This window comes from Candidatus Nitrosotalea bavarica (assembly GCF_900167955.1).
GTDB classification, from domain to species: domain Archaea; phylum Thermoproteota; class Nitrososphaeria; order Nitrososphaerales; family Nitrosopumilaceae; genus Nitrosotalea; species Nitrosotalea bavarica.
In genome coordinates this window covers 15,985-34,814 of sequence record NZ_FUYK01000009.1, presented here as the reverse complement: position 1 = coordinate 34,814, position 18,830 = coordinate 15,985, and the positions used below count along the sequence as shown (strand labels likewise).

The window sequence follows — 18,830 nt, the reverse complement described above, 5'->3', positions numbered from 1 at the left end:
AAAAGTCTTTGCAGTCAAATGCAATTCACAGATTACGTTGCATGACTAAATTCTATACTGGAGGTATTCTGATTCTGCAACTGAGGTAGTAGAAATCTCTGATTTTGTATCATTCTTTTCTGTTAGTACTATGCATGCCAAGTCCTTTGGTGCATCAGAATATCGTAATGTGATAGCTGCAGCTAATTTGAGATTTTTCTGGGAATCCTCGCCACGCAGCATTGAGATTGGACCAACATGATCCTTTGTATCAAACAAAACATCACCATGTAATGCAAGAGCTTTTAGCATTTCATTTTCATCCTTGTGTCTTCCAACAATTAATTTTGTTTTTTCATCAAATCTAAAATGTCTTCCAATCTTTAGAAGATCAATATCATTTGTTGTTGGTGTCTCAATATGATAGAAAAGATCTTTTGCTCTAATTGCAAATGCTGGATCAGTTAACAAACATCCACCACCTGCATTTGGTGGATTGTCAAAACCAAATTCTTTTGCCATCTTCAATTGTTCCTTTCTTGAACGTCCACGGATCATTCCAAGATTTTCTCTTTTTATTATTCCATCAATTTCAGGCTGTGTTGGTGGTAACAATGCGGCAGAAAGCGGTCTTACTATGATTCCTTCTAGTCCAGATTCTTTTTCTATTGTTTTCAGTGCTGGAGCAAATTGACTCATTGGTCTTTGACCAAGAACTTCACCTGATATGATAAATTCTGCACCAATGTCATCCATTACTTTTTTACCAGCCTTGAACATCATTGATCTACAATCAATGCATGGATTCATGCCGGAACCAAAACCATGCTTTGGATTTTTTAACATCTCGATATAGTCATCGCCAAGATATACAGTTTTTAGATCAACACCTAGTGAGTCTGCAGTCTCTCTAATTTCAAATCCACAACCTCTTCCACAATCAAAATCGCAAAACGGAGTTTTTATTGCAACAGCAGTAACATCAAATCCTTGATTTTGCATCATTTTTACCGCTAGTCTACTGTCAAGTCCTCCTGATAGTAATGCTACAACTTTCTTTCTCTCTTCCACAAATCCAGAAAGCCTTTTTCCAATATCTAAACCTTCCAGCAAATGTAAAATAGTAAAGGGTTTGAATTGTTGTATTGAATCAACGCAGAAAGAATCTGCTAAAATATTGTAATGATATGGGATGTGATACGTTAGTTGCCTTTGAGCCTGAAAATCTATTTTACATGACTGGATTTTGGGGCGAAGCAATTGGAATATTGGATAAAACTGGCTGTACTATTGTCTCCCCAGAGCTTGAGATGGGACGTGCAAAGGACGAATCTACCAGTTGTGATGTAGTCAAGTCTGAGCGTGGAAAGGGCTCTCTTGCTACACTTGTCAAAATGCTAAGGGATAGAAAGGTGTGTACAGACAGCGACAGTTACAACATAGTAGAGAGCCTAAAGAGATCCCTTACTTCGGTGCGTTCTTCAACTGATCCATTTTATCGTGCAAGACAAGTAAAAGACTTGCAAGAGATTGCTCTATTACTAAAGGCATCTTCGATACTAGATGAAATGTACGAGATGTGTGTAGATGAATTGATGATAGGCCAGTCAGAGGCTCAACTTCAAACCATATTGATGCAATATGCAATGGAGAGAGGAATGTTTTCTACTGGTTACAAATCAACACTACATCCGTTGATTATTGCAGGTGGTCCAAATGGTTCTTTACCGCATGCACAAGTAACTGATCGAAAATTCAAAAGCGGTGACATGATTGTAGTTGATCTTACTTTACGATACAAAGGATATGTCTCTGATGCAACTAGAACATTTGGTCTTGGCTCAGTATCAGCAGAAGCAAAAAAAGTCTATGAGATTGTACGACGATCACAAGAAGCCGGACTAAAAGCTGTCAGACCAAATATGTCCTGCAAATCTGTAGATGATGCTTGTAGACAAGTAATTGAAAAGAAAAAGTATGGAAAATATTTTATCCACTCCACAGGTCATGGTATCGGACTTGAGGTACATGAACTTCCAAATCTTGGTCCATCAAGCAAAGCTGTATTATTGAAAAACATGACAGTAACTGTAGAACCTGGAATATACATTCCACGAAAGTTTGGTGTAAGAATCGAAGATTCTGTTATAGTTGGAAACAAGGTCGAAGTTATGCACAAGTTTACAAAAGAATTGATTGTAATCTAACTAGGACAATATTCAAACAGTACTTAGTGTATCTGAATACTATGGCAGTACATGTTATTTATAGAACAATTGTTAGGGCAATAAAGGCAGACAAGTTAATGGAACCTTTTTCTTTAAATGATCTCATCAAGGCATGTCCATATTTGAATAAATATACCTGTATGGTATTTTTGTCAAAGCATAGACAAGATAATCCAAGTGAAACTTCTCAATTATTTGAAATGGATCCAGATGGAAAGTTTAAACTAATTAGGCCTTTACAATATGATCTTTAGTATGAAATTTGTTTTTCTATTTTATTTCTTATGAATTTCACAATTTTTGATTTACTCTTCCATCCTGATTCAGTAGCAGTTTTTGAATTAACAGCTATCACATTATTGTAATCAGGATTTTTCTTGTATCGTCTTGTACCAATGTCATTTGCAATAACAAGATCACAACCTGATTGTGTAATTTTCTCTCTTGATTTTTCTATCAGATCTCTTTTTGAAACATTAGCTTCTGCCTTAAATCCTACAAGAAAAACATTATTCTGAATTTTTTTTATATCATTAATCATCTTGGGTACTCTTTTTAGTTTCAAAGAAATTCTAAGAAGATCACTGTCAAGTTTAGTTTTGCTTGGATTTTCTGGTGTATAGTCAGATGCAGCTGCTGCAAGTATCACAATATCAAATTTCTGTCGTAGCTCTTTTTTTAACGCATTACTCATTTCAGAACTGGTCTCTACTCGTATTACCTTGGCACCTTTTGGTGGAATCTCTATTCCAGGGCCATAAATTATAGTGACCTTGGAGCCAGCTGAGACAAATTCTGATGCAAGTAATACTCCGGTCTTACCAGTACTTTGATTTGTTATAACTCTCACAGGATCGATATACTCTATGGTAGGACCTGCAGTGATGAGCACTTTTTTCCCCTTGAGAACAGATGAGGAACCAAACTTTTGTAACGTATAATCAAGTATCTCTTCAGGTTCTGCAACTTTTGCTTTTCCCTCAACAAAGTTTGGAGAAATAAAATCAACTTTATTTTTTAGAAATTCAATATTTTTTACAACTGCAGGATTTTCATACATTGCCTGATGCATTGCAAGTCCTATGACAATTGGAATCTTGGAACCCAATCCAACACTTAACACGGTAGAGATTGGAGTATCATCAATTCCATTTGCTAATTTGCCAAGTGTATTTGCAGTACATGGGTATACTACTATACAATCAGACTGTTTGTAATCTGCAACCTTGATGTGCTCCAAATCTCCAGTTAATTTTGTAATTACTTCATTTCCTGTTGCCCATTTGAAGTAGCTTGGTTTTATCAAGTCAGTTGCAGCTTTACTTGCAACACAAGTAACATCTGCTCCATGTCGCATCAGCAATCTAGCTAGTTCAATTGACTTGTATGCTGCAACACTTCCTGATATGCACAAAATAATTTTCTTTCCTACAAGCTCAGTACCATCAGATCCTACTATATCTAAAGAAGGATGTTTTTTAGACAAGTTCTTTTTTCAGCCTCTCCAGTTCAGATTTATCCATGAAAAAAGAGTGTTCTATACCAGGAAACTTGCCTGACACTACATCATTTTTGTAAGACTCGACAGCTTTTACAATGTCTAAAGATAACTCGAGATATCTTTTTGCAAACTTTGGTTTTATTTTTTCATACAAGCCCAAAACATCATGAACTACAAGCACTTGTCCATCACAATCAGGTCCAGAACCAATACCAATTGTTGGAATTCTAATAGAACTTGAAATAATCTTTGAGACCTCCTTTGTTACCATCTCAAGTGCTATACTGAATACGCCTGCCTCTTCAAGGGCTTTGGCAGATTCAATTAGTCTAACTGCAGCATCTTTTGTCTTTGCCTGAATCCTATAGCCTTCTTGCAATGTTGTAGTTTGAGGCTGAAATCCAATATGTCCCATTACAGGAATTCCAATCTCAACAATTGCATGTATTGTATCTTTAATCTCAACTCCGCCCTCAAGCTTTACTGCATCTGCCCCTGACTTGATTAATTTACCAGCATTTTCAATTGCCTGTGATTTACTGGATTGGTATGACATGAAAGGCATGTCTGCAATAACAAGAGCATTCTGTCTTCCTCTTGCAACTGCTTCTGTAAAAAGACACATCTGATCCATTGTAACAGGAATTGTATTGTCATATCCTAACATCACCATTCCGGCACTATCACCTACAAGTAACATGTCAACTCCAGCTTTGTCACAAAGTTGGGACATGGTATAATCATATGCGGTGATAACAGTGATCTTTTTAGAATTTTTCATCAATAAAATATCTCTTACAGATTTAGGCATTGGCCATTTTCCTCAAGTTTTTTCTTATGATGAGAATTGATTTTTTCAAGTTCTTTTTATTGTCAAACTTTGGCTTCTTTTCCAGATCTTCTTTTGATAATTTTTTACAAGTATCAATTAGTATTTTCATCCCTCGTATGACATTATCTACAATTGTGATATCTGCAGTCTGTGCAGTTCGTGACATTGGATTCAGATCAAATGTAATTACTTTTTTTCCAAATTTCTTTAATGCAATTGTTCTATCGCCATCTTCCAATGGTACAAGTACTACATCTGCAGAAAATATTCCGCATTTATCTACAATTCTTCTTGCACTGTCAAGTTTAGTAATACTCTTTGAAAATTTAGTATCAATTCCCAATATTTCTTTAGCGCCATTTTTTTTCAAGTACTGGGCTATGATCTTTTTTCGTTTCTCACTTGCATAAAACAGATTTATCTCAATTTTTGCGCCTGTAACTTTTGATAGTTCTACTATCTCCTTTGTACAGAGTGCAGCAAGGTTACCATTTACTGATATTACAGGCAATTTAGCCATGACAAGTGCTATTGCTGCAGCCTTGATTGCCTTGTGAGAAGTCTTTGTAGTCTTTTCTCCAATGAGATAATCAAACATCTCACCCCTTCCATGAGCCAAAAGGCCTTCTTCTACAACCAGACCGTCTCTAAACCCTTGGACAAGCTTTTCTCTGATATGCAAGGATGCAGCCCTAGGATGTGTTTTTGGAATTAACACTAGGAGACTCTAGCTCCACTCTTGTCTATCTCTGTCTTGATTATCATTCCATCATATTTTTCTAAAATTTTTATTACTTGAGATTCTTTTGTTTTTGGGACTAATGTAAAGATAGTCTCTCCAAACATTGCAACTCCGGACTTGAATCCGTTTCGTGATAAGTCATCAATTACTTGCTGCATTTGTGGTGTAATGACATCAACATACTTTGCAAATTCAAGTGACATGTCCAAAAATTCCATTTGATCTCTTGATTTTAATAATTTTGTAACCATTTTCCCCCCTAGACCATTTATCTTGGAGAGTTCAGTCTTGATAAATTGTTTTGTTGATATTGGAGAAAAGCAAATTACAATTGCAGAATGATCTGTGTGAATTTTTTGTAGGCTTCCAATTCCTGGAGCTCCATGTTTTGTTCTAATTTCAAATCCTCCATGATATGACGATAATACTGTTCCAAGACCTGTCTTACAGTAAATTTCTGCATTATGTGCAATCTGACCTATCTTTGTTCTGGATAGATTTGTTCCAAGTGCCTTGTTTAATGCAAATGCCAAACTTAGTGCAACAGCACCACTTGAGCCAAGACCATAACCCACTGGAATTGTGGTGTAATGCTCAATATCTAAAAAATACTTTCCTTTTATAATTTTAAAAAATTCCTTTACAACAAATTCTGAAACTTGAGTGTTATCTGACTTGTAACCAATAACTGTAATCTTAAATCCTGGTTTGTCAGAGCTTGTCACCTTTACCTTTGTAGTTACACCTTCTTTGATACAAAATCCTGCACCGATTGAGCCTTTTTGCTCAGGCTCTCTTGGTTCTACTTCTGCCTTGAAAAATCCTGTGATATGGCCTGGTGCAAAAGCTACTGCTTGCATAGCTAGCTTAAACTAGTGAAAAAATATAAAAATGATCATTAAATAATATAAATTAGTATAAATTGACTAAATTCATTCGACGCCTGCAAAGGATAGGAAGTAGCATACTAGTATCTCTCCCAATAGAGTGGGTTCAAGCAAACAAACTTGAAAAAAGTGATGAGGTCGAGATTGAAACCGGAACCAACAGTGTCTCAATTACTCCAACTGGTGGTAGCAGACCCCCAAATGAAGTTGTAATAGAATACCCCGTTTCAAAACAAGAAAATATCAGTGCATATGTTACAGGTGCGTATCTAATCGGTTACGATATAATCAAGATAAAAGGAAAATCATCAATCTCAGTCGAAGACAGAGAAAAGATTCGAAGATTAATGCGCAGACTTGTTGGAATGGAGATAGTTGAAGAGGACGCATCAAATGTAAATGTACAATTTCTATTAGATGCAACAACACTGAGTCCAGATAAAATCCTAAAGAGAATGAGCTCAATTGTTCTTGGAATGTTTCGTGATACAATATCCTGTCTTATATCAGATGACAAGTCAGTATTACAAACAATGTCAAGCAGAGATGATGAAATTGACAGACAATATTTTTTGCTTGTAAGATTAATTCGAAGTGCAATGGTTGATAAGAAACTTGCCACTGCACTAAATTTGGGAAATATAGATATTCTAGACTATAGAGTAGCTGCAAACTTGTTAGAGACTGCTGGTGATACAATTATTGAACTAGCACATTCTATCTCAGAGTTGGCAATACCAAAAACTGATATGAAGAAACTCTATAATGTTGCAACTGAGATAGAAGATGTCCACGAAAAATCAATTACATCATTTATTGAAAACAATAGAAAGCTTGCAATTGAGGCAATAACACTTTATAGAAATTATCAAAAAAAGATCTCAAGTGTTAGATCAGTACTTGATCCAAAAAAGCAAGGATCAATGCAATTGATAAATCTTGTATTTACATTTGAAAAATTGTCAAGATGTTGGGCAGATGTTGCAGACTTAGTAAAGCCAGTTTATACTTGATATTTTTTCTTTATTGCATATGTCAAGACAGCACATATTGTCTTTGAGTCGGTAATTTTTCCAGACATTATCATCCTGATTACTTTTTTGAAATCAATCTTAACCATAGACATTATTTCATCATGATCAAGCTGCAGACTGCCAACTTTTTTGATTCCTGATGCAACGTAACAATGGATGATTTCTGTATTGTAACCAATTGAAGGATAGTACTTGATCAAAGGGGTCATCTTCTTTGCCGTATATCCTGTCTCCTCACGAAGTTCTCTATAGGCACACTTTAGGGGTTTTTCTCCCTTTTCCAGTGTTCCTGCGGGAATTTCAAGTACATATCCATGCGGAAATCTATGCTGTCTTACAAGTAGTAATTTACCATCCTCGATGGCAAGTATTGCAGCTGCACCTGGATGCTCTATTACCTCTCTTGTAACTTTACGTTTATTGATGGATAAAGTGTAAAGACTCAGTGAGAGAACTCTTCCTTTGAAGACATTTTTTCTCATTTTATAAAATTACAAAATAATATGTTATGAATGTATCTCAGACATAAGATGAAGTCTCTTTGATTTCTTTGCTTGTACAATTGCATCTCTTGCCCATTTTTGTGGAAATGTTATAGTCTTTGGCATGAAAAGATCAACTGACTGTATACCATCAATTTCATGTACCTTTTGAGCAAGATCATCCATCTTGTACACATTATTTGTATACATGAATAGAACAATCTGGTTCATGTGCACAAATGGCTTTTGTAAAAATGATTCTGAAAATACGTTGTCAAGTTTTACAAGTGTTTTTTTAATGTCTCCTTTTACTCCAACCAAAACTGCAAATGGAATAAACTCTCCCATGTTTTTTGGATTGTATATCAACGTAAATTGTATCGCTTCATCATTTTGTAATTTTTCAAGCGATCTGGCTATAGTCTTTGTTGAAAAACCGGATTTTTTTGCAATCATTTCTATCTTTAATCTTGGATCTTTTAGTAAAATATCAATTATCTCAATATCTGTTTTTGTCAGATCTGATCTTATATCTGGATTTTTTGCTTCAAATATGCTAAGCACTCTAACATCACGTAACAAGTTTTGAGCAAGCTCCATCTTTTTAGCAGGATCTTCTTTTACCACAATACTGCAAACAGTAACTCCGCCAACACATGGAACAACATAAAACGGTTCTCCAACCAATCTTATTTGATCTAAAATGTGGTCCATCTCTTTTCCAATTACTACAAAATACAAAACACTAAACCCCAAAACAGGTGGTTCAATTTTCAAGGCAAACTCTTCAATTATTTTATTTTGAATCATTTTTTGTATTCTTGATTTGACAGCAACACCTGAGATGCTAATCTCACTGCCTATCTGACGATCTGGTTTTCTACAATTATTGAGCAAATGTGAAAGAATTTGTATATCTAATTTGTCCATTTCTTATAGTAATGTCTCCTTAATTATATCAAAACAAACATCTTGTATATATTAATGTCTGATATAGTGGAATTACTATGATATAACGTTAAATATCAGACTATTCCTTGATCATTTATGGATTATAGAGCCCAGATAGGCATTAGATTTATCACAAGAAAAAAAGGCAGCTTGATTGCAGCTTGTCTGGCAATTGCTATTGCTATACTGGTAGTTTCAGTAAATTCCGTAATCTTCCAAGGTCTGTATGATGCCATTGTGAGAGATTTGGTCAACTATAGGTATGGACACGTGTACATTACAAAAAGAGGAGATTTTATTTCAAGAAATGATTTTATGTTGGTAAACTGGCTTGATAGAATTCCGTGGGTTCAAGCAGCAGCACCAAGACTATTCACAAACGTATATTCCATAAATGCAACAGTAAATGGCCAACTAATTCAGGACAATAATGTTCCATTTCAACTGGTCGGAGTAAAGCCGCAATGGGATATAGAAGCATCTACCTTATTTCAAGCTGTAAAAGGTCAGTATGTCTCAACAAGAGACTCGATAGTTTTAGGAATACTTGTTGACCGAGATCTTGGATATCCAAAAATTGGAGATACTGTAAAACTAAAAGTTCGTGATCAATTTGGTAACGATGTACTCAAAAGATTTGTGATTGTTGGAACATCTCAGACAGCCGGCAATAACGGCTATGATAACGGTGCAATAATCAATATTGATACAATGCGAGAGATGATACAAAGGCCGGGCCAAACCTCAGAAATTCTTGTCAGATTAAATGATCCAACAAAGGCAAATTTCACTAGGGCACTTTTTCTTGACGCATTTCCATCAAGTGCTGATAATTTCAAAGCTCAGACAATACAACAAGCAGCAGAAACACAACTCAGTGGTTTTAAGTCAGGTATTGCATTAATTAACCTAGTAGGACTTTTTGGAATGGTATCATCTGCCTTTGGTGTTGTAACAATCCAGATGATGCAAGTAGCAAACAAGACACGTGATATTGGTGTACTGAGGGCAATCGGTGCGAAAAGGAAAGATATTCTTATGATATTTATCTTTCAGGGAATAGTGATAGGCACTTTAGGAGTCATTGTAGGAACAGCTATGGCACTAGGTTTTACCACTTATGCAAAAGAGACTCATATGACATTTAATGGAAGTCTAGCTTTGGAGGTCTCATATAACTGGCCAGGCTTAATTCAAACCGATATCTTGGCATTTTCGCTTACTATTATAGCATCGATATACCCGGCATTCAAAGCTACACAACTACAACCAGTGGAGGCTATGCGAACTGCCTGATAACGTACTGGAAATTCGCAATCTGGAGAAGGTATACGGTGAAGGTGAAACCACAGTTAGGGCATTACAAAATATCAATCTCACTGTTAAGAGAGGCGAGTTTATGTTGATAGTAGGCAGCTCCGGTAGTGGTAAAACAACACTACTGAACATGATAGGTCTACTTGATAGGCCAACAAGCGGTACTGTACTAATTGATGGAGTAGATACTTCAACTCTTAATGATGATCAACTTGCATCGTTTAGAAATTCAAAGCTTGGATTCATATTCCAATTCTCAAATCTATTAACTGACTTGACAGTTTTAGAGAATGTCATTTTACCAAGAAAGATTCATGGCTCCCTCGAAGGATCAGAGGAAGAAGCAAAGATGCTTCTTAAAACCGTCGGACTTGAATCACAACTTAATAAATTTGCAAATAAAGTATCTGGAGGTCAAGCTCAACGAGTTGCCATTACACGAGCTTTGATAAACAAGCCAGCCATTGTTTTAGCTGACGAACCAACTGGAAGCTTGGATTCAATATCTGCAGAGACTACAGTACATCTTCTAAAATCATTGAACAGGAAGCTTAAGCAGACTTTTATCATTATTACACATGAGAGGCCACAATTTGGTGAGGTTGACAAAGTAGTAACAATAAAAGATGGCAGAATTCTAGAGGAAGAAGAGCTGGAGACAAGTTCGATATGATCTACAAAACAATTTTGCTGATTGCAGTATTACTTGGAGGACAATTGATAATGCCAATTTATGCCCAAAATATGCCAGGGCCACTTCCACCCGGCGCATCACCATTTGAGCACGATTTTGTCGACGTCAAGCTTCTTGATTCATACTTTGGATATCAAAACCAAAAGATTGAGGTCCAACCAGGGGATCAAAATGTTCCATTTACAATGATATTCTCAAATATAGGTACTGAAGACATTACTGGAATTAATGGATTCCTAGATCTACCTGCACAATTTTCATCTGGTACATCAGCAGGAGGAGTAATTGAGGCTGAGAATGCTCAAACTGCACCTGCTGGTAGTTCATTTGCGCTCACATTCTACCTAAATGTGGACAAGTCACTACCGATACACGACTATTCTGGAACAGTAAAACTGACATATACAATAGTCAGAGAAAATGGACAGCGTCAAATCTTCTTTGACTTTGATTTCAAACTAACAGGAAAAAGTACGCTTAATGTTAAAGCAGATAATCCATTCTTACAACCAGCATCAAATAATGCAGTAGCAATAAAAGTTTCAGATCCAGGTACTGCTCCACTAAATAGTGTTGTAGTTACTCTTCTACAACAAAACGCTAGTTCGTCATCTGGTATAGTGATAGATCAAAATCGCTGGGATGTAGGAAATGTACAACCTAACTCAGCTAATACTTTTTCGTTAAATGCATTTATTCCGCAAAGCATGGCAGGTCAAACACTTCATCCGCAATTTTCAATAACATACTTTGATGGACAAGGAAACCAAATTACAACATCAAGAACAGTTGACTTTATTGTAGGACCATCAACCATGTCATCTATTGAAATATCTTCTCCATCTTATATCATGATGGGAGTAATGCAAAATATGACTCTTAAAATTGAAAACCTAACACCATCAAAGATGAATAACATAGGAATCACAATTACACCAAACTCCAATGGTCTGCAAATTCTCAAAGATAATAAATGGTTTATACAAGAAATTGATCCCTTGGATAGTACTAATCTATACATTCCAGTTTTTGCAGATAGTAGTATTCAAGACCAAGCAGTAAGCTATGATGTTAATTTACAATATACAAAAGATGGTGCAACAATAATTGAAAAACAGAGTTTTTCCACATATATTAGACCTGTGATTGATATCTCAATTTATGGCGTACAAGTACAAGAGATTGCCGGCCAGAAAATGATAATAGGAAATGTACTCAACCAAGGAAACATTAAGGCTCAATTTGGACAAGTGACAATAGATCCACTGGAAAGTTCAACCATAAAAGAGTCTTCTCAGTATATGGGTGACCTTGATATTGACGCCCCAACTCCATTTAACGTACCAGCAACCTCAACAACAGGAGCCATATTAGGAGATCAAAAGATTCTGGTTACGTTAACATACAAAGATTCACTTCTACAACCTCACACAATTACCCAAATAGATACTGTATCGTTTGGAACACCAGTAATACTACAATCTAATGTTGTAAGCTCACAACTACAGCTAGTAATTCTTGTTGCCATTGCAGCAGGAGTTGGTGGAATTGTATTCAAGGTAAAAAAGAAAAAAATTCCATTGGAAAAGAAAATACAGGAATCAAGCTAAGGGTATATTTACTCGAAAGACATTTTTTTATACATGATATGGGATGAAATTGAAATCCCAAAAGAAGTTCGCCATTTTATGCCTGATGAATCCGAAGAAACAGTCTTGGGTCAAAAAAATGGTGCAACAAAACAATATCGCTATGGAAATCTACACATTCGAGAATATGACGACAAGTATCTTGTTCATATGGACAAAGTTGATCCAAGACAAGATCCATTAGGTCATCTCATACATGATGCCCCTGAAATTCTAATTGGTATTGCAAGTGGAATAATTACTGGAAAAAAAGTTGCGTCAAGTATTTACAAATTACAAAAAAATATACCTCTGTCAAAAAGTACATCCATTTTAGCAGGACTTGCTGTATCTGCAATAACAGGATATGCAAGTTATTCTTTTATAAAAAAGCTGAAAGAATTCTAGGAGGGAATTACAATTTCAAAATTTCATACAATTCGAACCTTTCTCAAATTAATGCCTGTTGTATTTGCCTTAAGAAAAGATAGAAGAGAATGGGTAAGAAAACAAGGAAAAAATGTTGATCTTAATAGATATAAAAAAAATGCAAGAAGAGCCCTCAAGACATTCATATCACTTGGTCCTGTTTACATAAAACTAGGCCAATGGTTATCATCAAGAGCGGATATTTTGCCGCAACCATATCTTGAAGAGCTTGCAAAGCTCCAAGATGAAGTTCCTGCCGAATCCTTTGACAAAGTAAAACCAATCATAGAAAAAGATCTGGGACCATTGGATCAGAATTTTGATTTTGTTGACACTAACGTAATTTCTGGTGCATCACTTGGACAAGTATACAAAGCAAAGCTACAAGGCAAAGATGTTATAATCAAAGTCAAAAGGCCAGGAATTGAAAAAGTAGTTGAAGAAGATATTCAGGTTCTTAAAAAAATTATCCCGTTTGCAATGAAGTTTGTTGATCCAAATCTTAGATATTCTGCAGAAGCAATGCTTTCACAGTTTATTGAAACAATCCATGAAGAAATGGACTATAGAATTGAATCTAAAAATCTTAAAGCAATAAAGAAAAACATGGAAGGCTATCCTAAACTAAGAATTCCGTCTGTAATAGATGACAGATCAAGCCAGAACATCCTCACCATGGAATACCTTCCTGGTATCAAGATAACAAATGTTAAGGCACTTGATGAGGCAGGAATTGATAGGGAACAGCTTGTTGTGAGGGCACACAAGGTGTTTTTTACGATGCTATTAAGACATGACTTGTTTCATGCAGACCCTCATCCTGGAAACATTGCTGTTGCAAATGATGGTTCGCTGATACTTTATGATTTTGGCATGGTTGGAAGACTGGATAGCAAAACTCGTCTGAAATTGATCAGACTTTATCTTGCACTAATTGAAAAAGAACCTGCAAGAACAGTTGCTGCAATGGATGATCTTGGCATGCTCATGCCGGGATTTGACAGAAATATTATAGAAAAAGGAATCGCACTTTCAATTCAAGCTTTTCATGGAACAAAAGTAGATAGAATGGAAGTCAGGGCACTGATGGATCTTGCAAACAAGACAATGAGTAGATTTCCTTTCAAGCTTCCAAAACATCTTGCACTTTACATGAGGATGACATCAATACTTGAAGGAATATACTTGACACATAAGGTCAACTTTAGATTCATCAATGTACTACAAAATATTCTAGAAGAAGAAAATATCATAAGAGATGCATATGTTGAAGAACTCAAGATCTCATTTAATAAATTTGTAAAATCAATAGATTCTGCAATTGCTATAGTTCCAGAAATCCAACAATTCTTGGAACAAAATAAAAACATACAAGCAAACAGACCAAAATCTAGAACCATTTTACTTTCTGGCAGTATTCTCTCTGCAGCAGTCTTTGTTGGCTCTACGATTTTATATTCAACAAATTATCTAGCTGGAGAAATTGGAATGATTGGATCTATTGTAATTATGGGAATCTCTGTTATGCTAAAAGAACATTAATTATTCTACTGTAATATTTTTTCCAGTCTTTGTTGGAATAGTAAAGGTGAGTACGCCATTATGATATTTTGCAGATGCACCTGGATCTTCATCATCTTTTACCTCGATTGGTAGTCTTACTTTTTTGTCAATTAAGCTAGGTCTCTGTCTCCAGATAACTGTACCTTCTGTATCGTCTTCTCTTTTTGCATTGATTGAGAGAATGTTACCATTTAGCCTAAGCTTAATCTCTTTTTTGTCAAAGCCTGGCATGTCTATTGTTACTATGAGACTGTCATTTTGTAGAATCATGTCTACAGGAGGAAGAATGAATTCGTAGAACTCGCGTGACTTGTTGCCTATTTCTTTCATGACCTCTTTTACCATGTAATTACCAAAGCCCATTTAGTAACATTTAGTGCTTTTTTATTATTAAACCTTAGTTCAATTCACAATTTATCTACTGCCCAATTCAATAGGATTTGATGATTATAGTTATCGAAGGCTTTGACCAGGCTGGAAAAAAAACCCAATCAAAACTATTAAGAGATTTTTTAAAAACTAAACACAAGAAATCAGTAACATTTAGTTTTCCGGACTATACCACTCCAGTTGGAAAAGAGATCAAAAATTTTCTTAGTGGTAAGCGAAAATTTCTTCCACAAGTGATTCACTGTCTTCTTGCTGCAAACAGATGGGAAAAATCAAAAGATATCCAAGACGCTCTTTCAAAAAATTATGTTGTTATCATGAATCGTTATTATCAATCAAATCTTGTATATGGAACAGTAAACGGACTTGACTTGAAGTGGCTTGAAAATCTAGACATGGGTCTTCCAAAAGAAGACATGGTCATCTTACTTGATGTCAAGGTTTCAGATTCATTTTCTAGAAAAAAACAAAGACGTGATAAATTTGAGAAAGATAAAACATTTGCACTCAAAATTGCTAACACCTACAGAAAACTTGCAAAAAAATATGGCTGGTACATTGTAAATGCATCACAAAGCAAAGATCAAGTTCATCAACAAGTGAGAAATACTGTACTAAAACGCATGAAATGAGAACATGACTAGAAAATATCTTCAAATTGTAGACCCCATTCATGATTTTATCACGGTATATCCACATGAACTTGAACTGGTAGACTCGCCAGTATTTCAAAGACTACGAAGAATAAGACAACTTGCAGGAGCTCATCTTGTATATCCAGGTGCCCAGCACTCTAGATTTGAACACTCACTTGGAACTATGCACATTGCAAGTCAGACAGCTAACGTTCTCAAAGAGAAAGGATATCTTGATTCCAAAGATTCTGAAAATATTCGAATGGCTGCCTTGTTACATGATATTGGTCATGGCCCATTCTCACACCTCTTCGAAGAAGTTCTACAAAAAAAGAAGAAAATTTCTCATGAAGATATGGGTCAAAGACTCATACTAGAATCTGAAATTGGGGATATTATAACAAAATCAGGATTTGATAAAACATTTCTTGGTAAACTGGCATTTGGAAATTCTAAACACCAATTTATGAATGAGATAATCTCTGGTGGACTGAGTGCTGATATGATGGACTATTTACTCCGTGATGGATATTTTACAGGTTCAGAACATGCCAAAGTAGATTTTATGCGAATAATCCATTCACTTGAAGTTCATAACAAAAAACTTTCACTTGATAAATCAGCCCTTCACTCTTTTGAATCAATGATGATCTCAAGATATCAAATGTTCAAGGCAGTCTATTTTCACAAGACAGTAAGATCTGCAGAAGTAATGTTGCTTGAGTCAATGCTTCTTGCAGACAATGAACTTGATCTCACAACTGATAATCTAGAAAAATATGTCCAACTTACCGACGAATTTGTAATTTCAAAGCTTATCTCACTTACACCCCGAAATGCGGATCTGCGAAGAGCAAGACAACTTGCTATAGAATATCAAGAACGAAAGTTGCTCAAGTGTGTATATGAAAAAATATTTACACGTCCACGAATGGGCAAAGTTAACGTTCAAGAACTTCAAAAAGAGATTGCCAAAAAATCAAAGGTAGACGAATGTGAAGTCTTTATAGATATATCAAAAACACCCTCTATTCCACTCTCTCCATCAAAAAAAGAATCACATTCGATTATTCTTACTACCAAGAAAGGAGAAGGTCCAAAGGAATCCTATGAGCTTCCAATATCTGAGATTCCACTAGTTTCTGCAATTTCTGGCTTTATGGATACACTTAGGGTCTATACAAGACAACAATTTAGAAAAAAGGTTGAAATTGCAGCACACGTCATTCTTGGTGAAAACAGGCAATGAAAAAAAGAATTGTAATAAAATTATCTGGAAGTTTGTTTGGTCTTGAGGATACAAAAACATTAAAGCAATATGCCGAGTTTTTTGTGAAGATAAGTAAAATCTGTCAGCCAATCATAATTGCAGGTGGAGGAAAAATTGCAAGACACTATATCTCACACGCTAGATCCTCTGGGGCAGATGAATCAACACTTGATGAGCTTGGAATCGAAGTTTCAAGACTTAACGCAAAACTTTTGATCTATGCATTACAGGAAAAAGCTTACCCTCATCCTCCAGTTAATCTAAAAGAAGTTGCAAATGCTGCAGATTCTGGATTGATTGTTGTCACAGGAGGTCTTCATCCAGGACAGAGCACAAATGCTACTGCTGCACTTATTGCAGAAAAGGTAAGAGCGGGCATATTTTTGAATGCAACAGACGTTGATGGTGTATATGATTCTGATCCAAATAAAAATAAGAATGCAACTAAATTTAAAAAAATACCAATAAAGAAACTACGTTCTATGCTTGTTCACCAGGATTCTATAGCAGGAGGATATGACCTGATGGACATTGTAGCATTAAAAGTGATTGAGCGTTCGAAGCTAAAAACAAGGATCCTCAAGGCAGACATCAAGACATTGGAAAAGGCATTCAAAGGAAGCCCAGAGGGTACTGAAATTACACTAGTCTGATCTGTCCATCATATTGTGGAATTCCTGCAGAAGTAGCTTTTTTTAAAATTTCTTTTGCTTCATCCTCTTTGAGAACTTTGGATTGTGACTTGGCATATCCTTCTTCATCAACTATTACCACAAGCCAGCCTTCTCCTGGTTTTTCAATAATGGCCACAAGTTCTTTTTCTCCTACAGGAACAAATGTTCCTTGAGATTTTTTTACAGTAAGTGTAAGCATGGCAAATCCTGCATGTGAGAACAAAATCATCTGTGATTTTCTTGATCTTTCCTGACCTATTCTGATTGCTTGATAATATTGCATAGATTTTCTTTTGAAACTTTTACTATAAGCGTTTTCAACTCAACATTTAAGAATTGAACAATTAGTAAAATATTCATGGAGAAGAAAATTTTAGTTTATGTTGCTATAGGAGTTATAGTTGCAATACTTGGTATAGTTGCCGTTCTTCCAAGCTCAGGTCTTCTTAAGAACATGATATCTAATAATGATAATACCCCATCTGCATTAACATCAGTATTAACTGAAGTAAAACCACTTGATATGAAATACAATGGCTCATCTGTATTGTCTGTAACAAATAGGGCTGCAACAATAGAGACTAAATTTAATTTGACAAATCCAAATGACAATACTTTGATTATTGAAATGCTAAGCTATGATATTTATGTAAACGGTGTTTCGATTGGACACGGCCAATATGGAGAAAAATATGAAGGAGCATCAGATAGTTCAACATACTTGCCTCTTACACAGCACAACTCTGAGATAATTACAAGTCAGGCACAACTAATCAATGATGGAAATAATCCACAGATTTGGTCAGCACTTCAAAGTGGTACTGCACAGATTAGAATTAATGGAACTACATATTACTCAACACATTCGCCCCTTGCTGGACAGGACTACTCTAAAGATTTTGATTTTAAATAAAAATTAGTTCCTAACGATTAGGGTTGTATCTTGAACGAATGAATTTTCCTAAATAAGCAAAACCAAGTATTATCCAAGTAAACATCATTACTATCCATGCAAGTTCTACAATCTTTGGTATGGTTAGATTGAATTGATACACATAGTTTAGATATTGTCCTGGGATTACCTTTTCTAGATAATACAGTGGTAAGAGATATGGATTGATATCCTGTATGTTGATCAGAGATCCCCTACCAAGTAGTGTAATAATGGCATGCCATCCAAAGAAACATGTAACAAAGAAAAATCCTGCTTTTCTTCCAACAGGTTTCTTGTATCCGCGTTTCTCGAATTTTTCTAGTCTATCTTTTACTCTTACAAGCTCAGCTTTGAGTTCTTCAACAGATTTTTGCTCTCCAAATTTTTTCTTCGAGGAACCCATGTATGTTACAATCAGTGAATCAAGATATTTTTTATCAGAATTGTAAAGTGATTTACCATCCTGTAATGCACTTAGAATATAGCCTAGTCTTCCAATATCTCCCTTCTTAGAATCTATCAAGTACGTTATATTTTCAATTAGCTCATCTGTCATATTAATCACTTTTTTTCAATATGACATAATTTGCCAGAAGCGGCTTTAGATGACATTATCAATATTATCAAGCTCTTTTGGAAAGGGATTTTAATTATTTTTGA

Annotated in this window: 22 protein-coding genes; 12 read left to right on the top strand and 10 right to left on the bottom strand. The window is 35.4% G+C overall.

Going from position 1 to position 18,830, the window contains the following annotated elements:
- Positions 1-45: 45 nt before the first annotated feature.
- Positions 46-1,092, bottom strand: a complete 1,047-nt coding sequence (locus tag C0Q33_RS06365; protein ID WP_245867360.1) for a tRNA (5-methylaminomethyl-2-thiouridylate)-methyltransferase — start codon at positions 1,090-1,092, stop codon at positions 46-48.
- A gap of 32 nt (positions 1,093-1,124) precedes the next feature.
- On the opposite strand from C0Q33_RS06365, the gene C0Q33_RS06360 reads away from it, so the two are divergent.
- Both C0Q33_RS06360 and C0Q33_RS06355 read left to right on the top strand, forming a co-directional pair.
- A complete protein-coding gene (locus C0Q33_RS06360) occupies positions 1,125-2,186 on the top strand; it encodes a M24 family metallopeptidase (RefSeq protein ID WP_101477771.1) in 1,062 nt (353 codons plus the stop codon).
- A gap of 41 nt (positions 2,187-2,227) precedes the next feature.
- Positions 2,228-2,461 carry a hypothetical protein gene (locus C0Q33_RS06355; protein WP_101477770.1) on the top strand — a complete coding sequence of 78 codons (234 nt, stop codon included), beginning with the start codon at positions 2,228-2,230 and terminating at the stop codon, positions 2,459-2,461.
- On the opposite strand, the gene coaBC is transcribed toward C0Q33_RS06355, so the two are convergent.
- The 4 genes from coaBC to C0Q33_RS06335 are packed head-to-tail and all read right to left on the bottom strand — an operon-like array spanning position 2,458 to position 6,142.
- Complete coding sequence (gene coaBC / locus C0Q33_RS06350; RefSeq protein ID WP_101477769.1) at positions 2,458-3,693, bottom strand: bifunctional phosphopantothenoylcysteine decarboxylase/phosphopantothenate--cysteine ligase CoaBC; 1,236 nt, start codon at positions 3,691-3,693, stop codon at positions 2,458-2,460. The genes C0Q33_RS06355 and coaBC overlap by 4 nt on opposite strands.
- Positions 3,686-4,519, bottom strand: coding sequence for a 3-methyl-2-oxobutanoate hydroxymethyltransferase (gene panB, locus C0Q33_RS06345; protein ID WP_101477768.1), 834 nt, complete (start codon positions 4,517-4,519; stop codon positions 3,686-3,688). Before panB ends, coaBC begins: the two co-directional genes overlap by 8 nt.
- A complete protein-coding gene (locus tag C0Q33_RS06340) occupies positions 4,512-5,258 on the bottom strand; it encodes a phosphopantothenate/pantothenate synthetase (RefSeq protein WP_101477767.1) in 747 nt (248 codons plus the stop codon). The genes panB and C0Q33_RS06340 overlap by 8 nt, the downstream gene beginning before the upstream one ends.
- A complete protein-coding gene (locus C0Q33_RS06335) occupies positions 5,258-6,142 on the bottom strand; it encodes a pantoate kinase (RefSeq protein WP_101477766.1) in 885 nt (294 codons plus the stop codon). The genes C0Q33_RS06340 and C0Q33_RS06335 overlap by 1 nt, the downstream gene beginning before the upstream one ends.
- Positions 6,143-6,204: 62 nt before the next feature.
- Between C0Q33_RS06335 and C0Q33_RS06330 the strand changes: the two genes are divergently transcribed.
- The gene (locus C0Q33_RS06330) at positions 6,205-7,182 is read left to right on the top strand and encodes a phosphate signaling complex PhoU family protein (RefSeq protein ID WP_101477765.1); all 978 of its coding nucleotides are present in this window, start codon (positions 6,205-6,207) and stop codon (positions 7,180-7,182) included.
- Here C0Q33_RS06330 and C0Q33_RS06325 read toward each other — a convergent pair.
- Both C0Q33_RS06325 and C0Q33_RS06320 read right to left on the bottom strand, forming a co-directional pair.
- Entirely contained in the window at positions 7,173-7,685 is a 513-nt protein-coding gene (locus C0Q33_RS06325; RefSeq protein ID WP_101477764.1) for an NUDIX hydrolase, read from the bottom strand. The two genes, C0Q33_RS06330 and C0Q33_RS06325, sit on opposite strands and share 10 nt — an antisense overlap.
- Positions 7,686-7,709: 24 nt before the next feature.
- Positions 7,710-8,615: an AsnC family transcriptional regulator gene (locus tag C0Q33_RS06320; protein WP_101477763.1), complete on the bottom strand. Its 906-nt coding sequence runs from the start codon at positions 8,613-8,615 to the stop codon at positions 7,710-7,712.
- Between the two features lie 117 nt (positions 8,616-8,732).
- Here C0Q33_RS06320 and C0Q33_RS06315 point away from each other — a divergent pair, with 117 nt between their 5' ends.
- The 5 genes from C0Q33_RS06315 to C0Q33_RS06295 are packed head-to-tail and all read left to right on the top strand — an operon-like array spanning position 8,733 to position 14,246.
- Positions 8,733-9,932 (top strand): ABC transporter permease, encoded by a 1,200-nt coding sequence (locus C0Q33_RS06315; RefSeq protein WP_101477762.1) that lies wholly within the window; start codon positions 8,733-8,735, stop codon positions 9,930-9,932.
- A 22-nt stretch (positions 9,933-9,954) separates the two neighbouring features.
- Positions 9,955-10,626: an ABC transporter ATP-binding protein gene (locus C0Q33_RS06310; protein ID WP_101477761.1), complete on the top strand. Its 672-nt coding sequence runs from the start codon at positions 9,955-9,957 to the stop codon at positions 10,624-10,626.
- Positions 10,623-12,257 carry a COG1361 S-layer family protein gene (locus C0Q33_RS06305; RefSeq protein ID WP_101477760.1) on the top strand — a complete coding sequence of 545 codons (1,635 nt, stop codon included), beginning with the start codon at positions 10,623-10,625 and terminating at the stop codon, positions 12,255-12,257. The genes C0Q33_RS06310 and C0Q33_RS06305 overlap by 4 nt, the downstream gene beginning before the upstream one ends.
- A gap of 33 nt (positions 12,258-12,290) precedes the next feature.
- Positions 12,291-12,683 carry a hypothetical protein gene (locus C0Q33_RS06300; RefSeq protein WP_101477759.1) on the top strand — a complete coding sequence of 131 codons (393 nt, stop codon included), beginning with the start codon at positions 12,291-12,293 and terminating at the stop codon, positions 12,681-12,683.
- A 12-nt stretch (positions 12,684-12,695) separates the two neighbouring features.
- Positions 12,696-14,246, top strand: a complete 1,551-nt coding sequence (locus C0Q33_RS06295; protein ID WP_394336917.1) for an ABC1 kinase family protein — start codon at positions 12,696-12,698, stop codon at positions 14,244-14,246.
- Here the strand turns inward: C0Q33_RS06295 and hsp14 are convergent, their stop codons facing one another.
- On the bottom strand, positions 14,247-14,612 hold the full coding sequence (gene hsp14 / locus C0Q33_RS06290) for an archaeal heat shock protein Hsp14 (RefSeq protein ID WP_394336916.1): 366 nt from the start codon (positions 14,610-14,612) through the stop codon (positions 14,247-14,249).
- Positions 14,613-14,710: 98 nt separating this feature from the next.
- On the opposite strand from hsp14, the gene tmk reads away from it, so the two are divergent.
- From tmk to pyrH, 3 genes are read left to right on the top strand one after another with little or no spacing between them, the layout of a single operon-like run.
- On the top strand, positions 14,711-15,289 hold the full coding sequence (gene tmk, locus C0Q33_RS06285; protein ID WP_101477756.1) for a dTMP kinase: 579 nt from the start codon (positions 14,711-14,713) through the stop codon (positions 15,287-15,289).
- A 4-nt stretch (positions 15,290-15,293) separates the two neighbouring features.
- Positions 15,294-16,541, top strand: coding sequence for an HD domain-containing protein (locus C0Q33_RS06280; RefSeq protein ID WP_101477755.1), 1,248 nt, complete (start codon positions 15,294-15,296; stop codon positions 16,539-16,541).
- Positions 16,538-17,215 (top strand): UMP kinase, encoded by a 678-nt coding sequence (gene pyrH, locus C0Q33_RS06275; RefSeq protein ID WP_101477754.1) that lies wholly within the window; start codon positions 16,538-16,540, stop codon positions 17,213-17,215. Before C0Q33_RS06280 ends, pyrH begins: the two co-directional genes overlap by 4 nt.
- Here the strand turns inward: pyrH and C0Q33_RS06270 are convergent.
- Positions 17,202-17,519: a hypothetical protein gene (locus C0Q33_RS06270; protein WP_101477753.1), complete on the bottom strand. Its 318-nt coding sequence runs from the start codon at positions 17,517-17,519 to the stop codon at positions 17,202-17,204. The genes pyrH and C0Q33_RS06270 overlap by 14 nt on opposite strands.
- A gap of 75 nt (positions 17,520-17,594) precedes the next feature.
- On the opposite strand from C0Q33_RS06270, the gene C0Q33_RS06265 reads away from it, so the two are divergent.
- Positions 17,595-18,149 (top strand): hypothetical protein, encoded by a 555-nt coding sequence (locus C0Q33_RS06265; RefSeq protein WP_101477752.1) that lies wholly within the window; start codon positions 17,595-17,597, stop codon positions 18,147-18,149.
- Between the two features lie 10 nt (positions 18,150-18,159).
- On the opposite strand, the gene C0Q33_RS06260 is transcribed toward C0Q33_RS06265, so the two are convergent.
- Positions 18,160-18,726, bottom strand: a complete 567-nt coding sequence (locus C0Q33_RS06260) for a hypothetical protein (protein WP_101477751.1) — start codon at positions 18,724-18,726, stop codon at positions 18,160-18,162.
- Positions 18,727-18,830 lie beyond the last annotated feature (104 nt).

Excerpts from the sequence above, each read along its gene's own strand:
- C0Q33_RS06280 (WP_101477755.1), top strand. The coding sequence starts at position 15,294 with ATGACTAGAAAATATCTTCAAATTGTAGACCCCATTCATGATTTTATC.
- C0Q33_RS06265 (WP_101477752.1), top strand. The coding sequence starts at position 17,595 with ATGGAGAAGAAAATTTTAGTTTATGTTGCTATAGGAGTTATAGTTGCA.
- pyrH (WP_101477754.1), top strand. The coding sequence starts at position 16,538 with ATGAAAAAAAGAATTGTAATAAAATTATCTGGAAGTTTGTTTGGTCTT.
- C0Q33_RS06320 (WP_101477763.1), bottom strand. The coding sequence starts at position 8,615 with ATGGACAAATTAGATATACAAATTCTTTCACATTTGCTCAATAATTGT.
- tmk (WP_101477756.1), top strand. The coding sequence starts at position 14,711 with ATGATTATAGTTATCGAAGGCTTTGACCAGGCTGGAAAAAAAACCCAA.
- C0Q33_RS06355 (WP_101477770.1), top strand. The coding sequence starts at position 2,228 with ATGGCAGTACATGTTATTTATAGAACAATTGTTAGGGCAATAAAGGCA.
- C0Q33_RS06315 (WP_101477762.1), top strand. The coding sequence starts at position 8,733 with ATGGATTATAGAGCCCAGATAGGCATTAGATTTATCACAAGAAAAAAA.
- hsp14 (WP_394336916.1), bottom strand. The coding sequence starts at position 14,612 with ATGGTAAAAGAGGTCATGAAAGAAATAGGCAACAAGTCACGCGAGTTC.
- C0Q33_RS06300 (WP_101477759.1), top strand. The coding sequence starts at position 12,291 with ATGATATGGGATGAAATTGAAATCCCAAAAGAAGTTCGCCATTTTATG.
- C0Q33_RS06335 (WP_101477766.1), bottom strand. The coding sequence starts at position 6,142 with ATGCAAGCAGTAGCTTTTGCACCAGGCCATATCACAGGATTTTTCAAG.
- panB (WP_101477768.1), bottom strand. The coding sequence starts at position 4,519 with ATGCCTAAATCTGTAAGAGATATTTTATTGATGAAAAATTCTAAAAAG.
- C0Q33_RS06270 (WP_101477753.1), bottom strand. The coding sequence starts at position 17,519 with ATGCAATATTATCAAGCAATCAGAATAGGTCAGGAAAGATCAAGAAAA.
- C0Q33_RS06260 (WP_101477751.1), bottom strand. The coding sequence starts at position 18,726 with ATGACAGATGAGCTAATTGAAAATATAACGTACTTGATAGATTCTAAG.
- C0Q33_RS06305 (WP_101477760.1), top strand. The coding sequence starts at position 10,623 with ATGATCTACAAAACAATTTTGCTGATTGCAGTATTACTTGGAGGACAA.
- C0Q33_RS06325 (WP_101477764.1), bottom strand. The coding sequence starts at position 7,685 with ATGAGAAAAAATGTCTTCAAAGGAAGAGTTCTCTCACTGAGTCTTTAC.